9 protein-coding genes are annotated in these 9,085 nt (G+C 53.6%); all 9 read left to right on the top strand.

What is annotated here, in order from left to right; all coding sequences use genetic code 11:
• A partial coding sequence (locus ACNKID_RS08235) for a hypothetical protein (protein ID WP_417912959.1) occupies positions 1 to 188 on the top strand: 188 nt, incomplete at its 5' end.
• Positions 189 to 286: 98 nt separating this feature from the next.
• A complete protein-coding gene (locus tag ACNKID_RS08230) occupies positions 287 to 4,537 on the top strand; it encodes a PEP/pyruvate-binding domain-containing protein (RefSeq protein WP_417912958.1) in 4,251 nt (1,416 codons plus the stop codon).
• Positions 4,538 to 4,658: 121 nt separating this feature from the next.
• On the top strand, positions 4,659 to 5,060 hold the full coding sequence (locus ACNKID_RS08225) for a hypothetical protein (RefSeq protein WP_417912957.1): 402 nt from the start codon (positions 4,659 to 4,661) through the stop codon (positions 5,058 to 5,060).
• Complete coding sequence (locus tag ACNKID_RS08220) at positions 5,057 to 6,181, top strand: tetratricopeptide repeat protein (RefSeq protein WP_417912956.1); 1,125 nt, start codon at positions 5,057 to 5,059, stop codon at positions 6,179 to 6,181. The genes ACNKID_RS08225 and ACNKID_RS08220 overlap by 4 nt, the downstream gene beginning before the upstream one ends.
• A gap of 30 nt (positions 6,182 to 6,211) precedes the next feature.
• Positions 6,212 to 6,520 (top strand): hypothetical protein, encoded by a 309-nt coding sequence (locus tag ACNKID_RS08215; RefSeq protein ID WP_417912955.1) that lies wholly within the window; start codon positions 6,212 to 6,214, stop codon positions 6,518 to 6,520.
• A gap of 152 nt (positions 6,521 to 6,672) precedes the next feature.
• Positions 6,673 to 6,921 carry an antitoxin gene (locus ACNKID_RS08210; RefSeq protein ID WP_417912954.1) on the top strand — a complete coding sequence of 83 codons (249 nt, stop codon included), beginning with the start codon at positions 6,673 to 6,675 and terminating at the stop codon, positions 6,919 to 6,921.
• A complete protein-coding gene (gene vapC / locus ACNKID_RS08205; RefSeq protein WP_417912960.1) occupies positions 6,905 to 7,306 on the top strand; it encodes a type II toxin-antitoxin system tRNA(fMet)-specific endonuclease VapC in 402 nt (133 codons plus the stop codon). The genes ACNKID_RS08210 and vapC overlap by 17 nt, the downstream gene beginning before the upstream one ends.
• 46 nt (positions 7,307 to 7,352) lie before the next feature.
• On the top strand, positions 7,353 to 8,567 hold the full coding sequence (locus ACNKID_RS08200; protein WP_417912953.1) for an NADP-dependent isocitrate dehydrogenase: 1,215 nt from the start codon (positions 7,353 to 7,355) through the stop codon (positions 8,565 to 8,567).
• A 4-nt stretch (positions 8,568 to 8,571) separates the two neighbouring features.
• Positions 8,572 to 9,075, top strand: a complete 504-nt coding sequence (locus ACNKID_RS08195) for a ComF family protein (RefSeq protein ID WP_417912952.1) — start codon at positions 8,572 to 8,574, stop codon at positions 9,073 to 9,075.
• Positions 9,076 to 9,085 lie beyond the last annotated feature (10 nt).

The following is a 9,085-nucleotide window of genomic DNA, read 5'->3' as shown; positions in this document are numbered from 1 at the left end:
TTGCCCCAATTCCAATTGGAATCAAGGCAATTCCAATTGACTTTGCCCCGATTCCAACAGGAATCAGGGCGGTTCAAACGCGCTTTCTCCGAGAAGAAACGACAAAATATCGGGAAAATATGGGCATCGAGGCAAATGCGGGCCAAAAAATCAGGCAGGAAACCGCGCTTCAGGGCAAGGAGGTTTGAACAGCTGCGCGCCCGCTGCCGCAGTTGCAAATTGGCGGCAATCTGCGTAATATGGTGCGGAAAACAATTCTCCCCCAACCGCAGCAGACACGCCCAGCATGACCATCCAGCCGCCGCCCATCGCCTCCAAGGCACTTGAAGCCAATTTCCAGCAGACCGCCAGCACCGTTGCAATTTCCCCCCGCTACGCTCCCCTGCGGGAGGCTGTGGCCCGTTACCAAGGGCTTTCTTCCCGGCTGGAGCATCTGCTCTATGAAATCAGCCACCCGTACCGCAACTGGCAGCTGATCATCAGCGAGCTGCGGCCCTTTGTTCTCAAGAACATCAGCCATTATCTCGGCCATCCGCAGGGGCCGGACTGTTTTGCCCTCTTCGGTTCGATCTTTCTTGAGGCGCTGAAGGATTCCCGCAAGAACAGCAAGGTGGTGGCGCAGACTGTGGAGGCCCTGCTTGCCTATGCGGACAAGCTGATCAGCCTGCTCACGCCGGATTCGCTGCCTCGTTACGCGGATTCGCTCAATGCTTTTTTGGATCAGCTGGCGCGTCTGGATGAAACAGACAGCGGAGTGATGATGCAGATGGTGCAGGGCCATCATCCGCTGAAGAAAATGGGCGAGCAGCTGATCAGTCTGGGGCGCAAGGCTGGAGAGCAGCGTTATTCCTGCGCGGCTGCGGCCCGTCTGCTGCGGAAAATCCTCAGCCTCAACTATTCCTACTGGCTGAGCGAGGACGATCCGCAGCCTTGGTTTGAATCGCAGTGCGGCACCTTCTGCGCAGGCTGGCAGGCCGGGCCGCAATTGGCCGCCATCTCGCATGGCCGGATGCGCGAGCACTTAGCTGCGCTGGAGATGATCCAGATTGAGGAGGAGCCGTATCAGGCCTTGAGCCAGATATTGCAGCTGCCCGCACATATCGACATCGTCCGGCTCTACCGCGACATTCCGGCCAAGCTGAGCGAGGACAGCAGCGCAGATTCTGATCCCACGCTGATCGAGAACCGCAAGCTCTTCTTCCTTTTCCGCATCATGGACACCGCCGGTCTCTCGCTGATTCATGAAGAGACCCTGCGCGAAATCAACCGCTCTCTTGTTCAGCTCATCCGCCGCCAGAGCTTTGACGAAATCGAGCAGTTTTTCACCACCACCTTCCAGCTGCTCAAGGCCAATGTGCGCAAATACCCGCACACCTCCTTGCAGTGCATTCAGGTGATTGGCGGCGAGGTCTTTCAACGCGGCAATTCCCGCTTGGTGGAAGCCTTTCTCTTTGAGACCGTGCGCTTCGGCTTTCAATACGCCAATGTCATGGGCGTTGATGAAGATTGGCAGCCGATCACCAATCCGGCGCATCTGGCCAACATCCGGGTTTGGCTGAATCTGATCATGCAGGAGCCGAAATGGTGCTCGACGCTCTTTTCCGCCTTGATCATCAACATCCGCCTGACCGGCACCTGCGTCAAAGACACGGATCTCTTTCAGCGCGACATCACCCAGCTCCTCAATCACCCGATCAAGCCGATTTACAACCTCGCCAAGCAGTTCACCAAGCTGATGCCGGTCTTTTTCAACGAGATCGGCGCGGAAGGCGAGCTGCGCGATGTTTCCACCGAATTGGACGAGCTGCACAAACGGCACGACGTGCTGATTCACTTCCTGCGCAAGCAGTCGCATGTTGAATCCTCCAACCTGATAGTCGGTTTCATCCGGGCGATCTTTGTTTTCTGGCTGACCTTGGACAAAAACGTCCTCCGGCCCTATCTGCCGGAGGAGATTCTTGGCCAGGTGCAATGCAGCGGACCCTTTGTGGACGAGCTGCACATTCTGGCCAAGCGGGTGCGGGAAACAATGGAGTACAGCAATGTGGATGAGCTGCTGACCTGGGAGGAAACCGAGCGCAAAACTTGGCTGGAGCAGCAGACCGATCTTTCCGCAGGCGAACGCAAACGGTTTGACCTGCTGGTGCGGATGCACCGCCTCCTGCATCACAAGTACAGCCTGGGCATGGAGGAGCTGCGCTGTCAATTGCAGCATGCGGCGCTCAATGGCTTCCCAGAAATGGAGGACTTGCTGTCGGTGCTGGAAGGCGGCGACACCTGCGCCTGCCTTGACGCGCTGCTGACGCATCTGGAGCAGCTCAAGCAGGTCATTCTCAGCGACAGGAAGTTCGAGCCAAAGGAGGAGATCTATTACAAACGCCATATCGCGGTGGATATTCCTTCAGTCTATGGCCGCTACTCGGAGCGCAAGTTTGATGCGCTCGGTCTTGCCTTCCGCCTGGAGACTTTGGCCAACATCTATCTTGAACGGCTGAATCTCTCCATCAATCTGGGCTTCATCACCCAGGCGACCTTCATCCGCATCGGTCAGGCCCTGAGTTTCTACCTCCGCGCCCTGAAGATTGACGGCATAACCAGCCGCCGTTTAGACACTTACACCAGCCTGCTTGACGCTTCGATCAGCATGAAGCGTTTCACCTACACCCAGCATTTGGATATTGTGCGCGGGCTGTCCGAAGGGGTCAAAGATGTGATCTATGCCTATTACACCAATGTGCATCAGAACAATCTCTCGATCATCATCCCGCAGATCGGCAGGGAAAATCTGCTGACCAAATTCCGTCCGCTCTGGGATGAGGAGGACATGCCTTCAACGGTCCACCGCCTGTCGGAATCCTTTTTCCGCGACCTGATCGCCACCACCTTTGGCCTCCAGCATTTGGACAATTTCATCACCCGCATCATCCAAACCTTGGAGGCGCAGCGCGACATTCTGGACGAGCAGACGATTGACCTGCTGATGACCTACAACCCGGAAACGACCATCTCTTCGCTGCACAACGAGAATCTCCGCACTCACAACCTGATTCATCTCGGCAACAAGGGCTTCAATCTGATGCTGCTGGCCAATGACGGCAATCCCGTGCCGCCCGCCTTCATCATCACCACCGAAATCTTCCGCTGCTGGCCGGCGGTGCAGCGTTTCACCAAAGCTAAGGAAGAATTCATGCAGCGTCTGCGGGCCGCAATCACCGGCATTGAGGAGCAGACAGGCCGCAGCTTTGGTTCGCCGGACAAACCGCTTCTGCTCTCTGTGCGCTCCGGCTCGGCGATTTCTATGCCGGGCATGATGGCCACGATTCACAACGTCGGCTTGAACGAAGACCTGCTTGATGAGCTGGTTGCGCATCATCCAGAGAAAAAATATTTCCTCTGGGACACCTACCGCCGTTTCCTGCAATCGTGGGCCATGGGCACCGGCATGGGCCGCGAAGAATTCGGCGGACTGATGAACGCGCACAAGAAACGCTACAATGTCCGTTTGAAACGGGAGTTTTCACCGGAGCAAATGCGCGAGCTGGCCTTGGAATACCGCAACGCCCTGCGGCGGCACGGATGCAACGCGCCGGAAGACCCGTGGCTGCAGCTCATCGGCGCGGTTGAAATGGTGCTGGAGTCGTGGAACACGCACAAGGCCCGCCAGTACCGTCATCTGATGGATGTTTCTGACGACTGGGGCACAGCCGTGACCGTGCAGGCCATGGTTTACGGCAACCGCAGCCAGCAGGCCGGCAGCGGCGTGCTTTTCACTGCCCATCCGTACCGCAAAGTGCGGCGGGTCGCGCTTTGGGGCGATTATGCCTCTGGCGATCAGGGCGAAGACATTGTTTCCGGTCTTGTCACCAGCTATCCGATTTCGGTGGAGCAGGCGGAATTGGACGGACGCGCCGCCGAGCAGACTTTGGAGCGTCGTTTCCCGAAAATTTACGAACGGCTCCTCAACATCGCCCGCGATCTGGTCTATACGAAAGAGTGGAACCCGCAGGAGATTGAATTCACCTTTGAAAGCCCTGAGCCGGAGAATTTGTACATCCTCCAGACCCGCGACATGATCACCATCAAGAAGAAGGAGCATTTCCGGGTTTTTGAGGAGAGCGAGACGCAGCAGGCGGCGGTGCTTGGCAAAGGCATTGGCGTGAGCGGCTCGGCGCTTTCGGGGCTGGCGGTGTTTACTGACGAGAATATTCGTCTGCTTCGCAGCCAGCAGCCGGGCGTGGCCCTGATTCTCATCCGTCAGGACACGGTTCCAGAGGATATTCGGGAAATTTCCATGTCCGACGGCCTGCTGACCGCGCGCGGCGGCCAGACTTCACATGCCTCTGTGGTGGCGACCAGATTGGAGAAGACCTGCGTGGTCGGATGCCGCGATTTGCAGGTCTTTGAGGCCCAAGAACATGCCCTGATCAACGGTTTCCGCATCAAGTTCGGCGATCCGGTCTCGATTGATGGCCGCAGCGGCCTCTTCCTGCGCGGAATGCACCCGACACGGGAGGAAGTGCATATTTTGCCGCTGTAGCGGCACTGTGTTTGAGCTGAAATGGGCTGTCAGGAATATCTTTGACTCGAAGGAGGAAAACTGAACGATGGGCGTTCCAAAAAGAACAACGAAAGCGCAGTCAGAAGAAGGGCTTTCCCGCTTGCTTGCTGCGCTGGAAGCCCGCACCAAGCTGCTGGCTTTCTTTTTTGGCCTGTGTTTTGTGGCGGCATTGCTGGTTATCGCTGTCTGGTTTCCGCAGCCGACACCGTTTCAATACGTTGTATTCCGCAGTGTGCTGGCTGTGGCAGCTGCCGGAGTTGCCGGGGTCATTCCCGGCATGATCCGCTTGAAAGCGCAGCCAGGAACGGCGTTGCTGATTCATGCGGGCGGGGCGTTGGCGGTGTTTGTAATGGTTTATCTGCTTGCGCCTGCGGCGTTGCCCCCGGAGGAAAAGCCCGCTGAGAAAAAAGCTGCTTCCGCGCAAGTTGTTCATCAGCTCATTCAAGGGAACAACAATACTGCCATTAATTTAGAAAAAGGTAATATGGAGAGAAAACAATGAAGAGTAAAATAACAGCGTTGTCATTGACCGGTTTGTTATCTGTCTCTCACGCTTCCGCAGAAACTCCTGTGGCGCATCAGTCAGTTGTTGGCGATAAAAATCATGCTTGCAATCTCGAACAGGGGAATGTTTACTACTGTAAGGATTGTTGTACTGAGGAGAAAAAACGTTTAGATTCAATTACAGAAAAGTTAGATCATGCAGACGAGAAACTGCCACAATCAGTAGTAACGAGAGCTAAAAGACTAATAGCAAGAAATAATAATGATCTTGCGAGAAAATGGCTTGAATGGAGCGATAGCACATATAGTGCTTCTTTTGAAGAAACGCAATGGTTGTTAGGGAATGAAGATAAGAAGATAGGAAAAAACAAGGAAGCTCTGATGCATTACAAAAAAGCTGTTGTGTTGAACGAAGAAAAGAATCCAAAGTATCTAATGTCAGCAGGAAAGATGGCCCGTGATTATGGCGAATACGAAGAAGCGAAAAAATGGCTGGAAAAGATTTTGCAAATTAGATTAGCTGAAAAAAAGAACGATATCAATCTTGCTGAGGCAAGTAGAGAATTGGCCGTTCTATATGATGATGATCGTTGCAAAAAAGATGATCAGGATAAAGCTGAGAAGCTATACCAAGAAGCACTTAAAATATATGAAGAAGAATATGGAATAAACAGTAAACATTACGCGACTGTCTTATGTGATATAGCCAATTATCACCGCAGGAGAAATAACTACCTGAAAGCAGAACCACTATTTGAGAGATGCCTCGATATTATGGGGAAAATTTCTGATGAAAATGATCCTTATCTAGCTATGTTCGTCGCAGATTTTGCTCTTATCCAAAAAGAAAATGGAAAGATTGAAGAAGCTGATCAATTGTTCAGCCGAGCACTTAGAATTTGCGATGCGGCGAGTATTCTGGGGACAGACTGTGATGACATTGGAATGATTAAAAATAATGTCGCTGAGTTTTATGAATCTCAAGAACGTTACAAAGAAGCAGAGCAGCGATATGAAGAAGCCCTTTCCATCTTGAAGGCAAAACTTTCTAATGGCCATAAACAGATTGATGAAGTTCAGAGGAATTACGATAGGATGAAACAGAAAATGACAGAGTAGAAGTAGATTTTAAAACTACAGAATGAATATATGTTTAATCTTCAACTGCATATCCATCCGCAAACTGAGCAGCGACTGGGAGCAATTTTTGCTCATGCTCAAAATGAAGAAACATTCGTCCAGAATATTATTGCTTACCAAGTTTCCGAACTCAGAAAAGGAATTGTCAACATCCGTCTTGAGTTGAAACATCTTGAGGAAAAATACAAGCAGACAAGCGACGAGTTCTATCATCAGTATATGCAGGGACAGGCGGATGACAGCGAAGAGATGCTGCTCTGGGCAGGGCTGTATGAAATGCTGCGTGACAATGAGAGTCGTCTGCGTGAGCTTTCATGATCACTGAGTATTTCGCGGAGATCGAACGGACAGTGATTTTGTTTTTTGCTGCTTCAGCACGGGAAGACGCGGAACTGCTTGTTGACTTTCGCCACATCTGATCTATACTGTAAAATATAGATCAACCTTTGCCGAGCACAGGGAGCCAGCGCATGGAAACCGCGAAACTGTTCACCAATGGCCGCAGCCAAGCTGTCCGCCTGCCTAAGGAGTTCCGTTTGGAAGGCAAAGAGGTTTTCATCAAAAAAACCGGGGCAGGCATTCTGCTTCTGCCGAAAGATCAATCTGTCTGGGATGCGTGGGAGGAAATGCTGCTCAAGGGCGGCGAGCCGCTGCTTGCCGAGCGCAATCAGCTGAATGATCAGCAGCAACGAGAAGGACTTGATGATCTATTTGCTTGACACTTGCATCTGCATTTATTTGATCAATAAACGCCCTCCATCCCTCATCAGCAATTTCAAACAGCATCAGCCCGGAGAGATAGGCATTTCCGTCATCACTGCGTCAGAATTGCAGTACGGCGTGGCGATAAGCTCCCGGAAGAAGGAAAATCAGGAGCGGCTTGACGTTTTTCTTGCCCCTTTTGACATTCTTCCCTATGATGCCAAAGCGGTTGCGGCCTATGGCGGCATCAGAGCAGAGCTGGAGAAAAAAGGTCAGCCCATCGGCCCGCTGGATATGCTGATTGCTGCACAAGCCTTGAGCGGCGGCCTGATTCTCGTCACCAACAACGAGAAAGAATTTCAGAGAATTCCCGGCCTGAAAATTGAGAATTGGGCGGCTTGAATTCAGAATAAATATTCCCATTCACATATCATTCCTCAGAGGCATCATGGCAAAAATTCAGGTGAAAAATCCCATCATCGAGATTGACGGCGACGAAATGACCCGGATCATCTGGGCGTTCATCAAAGACAAGCTGATTCTGCCGTATCTTGATGTGGATTTGCACTACTACGACCTTTCCATTCAGAAGCGCGACGAGACCAGCGACCAGATCACCGTGGACGCGGCCAATGCGATCAAGCAGCACCGCGTGGGCGTGAAATGCGCGACCATCACCCCGGACGAGGCCCGCGTCAAAGAGTTCAGCCTGAAGGAAATGTGGAAGTCGCCGAACGGCACAATCCGCAACATCATTGGCGGCACGGTTTTCCGTCAGCCGATCATCTGCAAGAACATCCCGCGCCTAGTGCCAGGCTGGACAAAGCCGATTGTCATTGGCCGCCACGCGTTCGGCGATCAATACCGCGCCACGGACTTCCTCATTCCCAGCGCAGGCAAGCTGACCATGCGCTTCGAGCCTGCGGACGGCGGCCCAGCAGTTGAATACAAGGTTTTCGACTTTCCCGGCAGCGGCTGCGCGATGGGCATGTACAATCTCGACGATTCTATTCGCGGTTTTGCCCGCTCCTGCATGAATTACGGCCTCACGCTTGGCTGGCCGGTGTATCTGTCCACCAAAAACACCATCCTGAAGAAGTACGACGGCCGCTTCAAGGACATTTTCCAGAAGGTGTACGAGGAAGAATTCAAGACGCGCTTCGAGTCGGCAGGCATCAGCTATGAGCATCGCTTGATTGACGACATGGTGGCCGCAGCCCTGAAATGGGAAGGCGGCTTTGTCTGGGCCTGCAAGAACTACGACGGCGATGTGCAGTCCGATACAGTGGCGCAAGGCTTCGGCTCGCTCGGCCTGATGACTTCCGTGCTGATGACCGAGGACGGCCAGACGGTTGAGGCGGAGGCGGCGCACGGCACTGTCACCCGCCATTACCGCGAACATCAAAAGGGCAACATGACCTCAACCAACCCGATTGCCTCCATTTTCGCGTGGACGCGGGGGCTGTATTACCGGGGGAAATTCGACGCAACGCCGGAAGTCATGCGCTTTGCCGAGACGCTGGAGCGTGTCTGCGTGGAAACGGTGGAATCCGGCTTCATGACCAAGGATTTGTCCCTGCTGATCAGCAGAACGCAGCCGTGGCTGACCACCGAGGAATTCCTAAACAAGCTGGATGAGAATTTGCGCGCGGCGATGAACTGACACAGTGCGGCTTCTCCTTGAAGCCCTTGCCGAGCTGCTCTTCCCGGCCCGCTGTCTGGGCTGCGGAGCGCAGCTCGGCTCCAGCCGACCACCCTTGCTCTGCCAGAAATGCCGGACAGGGGTTTCCATAATTTCCCGCCCTTTCTGTTCCTGCTGCGGCACGCCTGGCGCAGCGCATCGCTGCCGGAACTGCCAGCAGCACCCCTTCGCCTTTGATCAGGCGCGTTCCCTTCTTGTTTATCAGGAGCCAGTCAAATCGCTCATCCATCAGCTCAAGTTTGATGGCAAGCTGGCTGGATTAAGCACCTTTGCTGCCTTGGCGAAAGAGGCGGATGCCGCAGCCCTGTTCCACGAGCCGGATTTGATTCTGCCCGTGCCGCTGCACCTCCGCCGCCTGCGCTGGCGGGGCTTCAATCAGTCGCTGCTCTTGGCCAAAGCCTGCTTTCCGGCATGGAAAAAGAAAGGTGGTGGTCAAATGGCAAGTGATGCTCTCAAGTTGAGATTGTAGCGGACAATGA

Origin of the sequence: Candidatus Electronema sp. TJ, assembly GCF_048287355.1 — a bacterium.
In the GTDB taxonomy this organism is placed as follows: domain Bacteria; phylum Desulfobacterota; class Desulfobulbia; order Desulfobulbales; family Desulfobulbaceae; genus Electronema.
The sequence above is the reverse complement of the archived record's forward strand: the minus strand, read 5'-3'. Positions and strand labels throughout refer to the sequence as shown.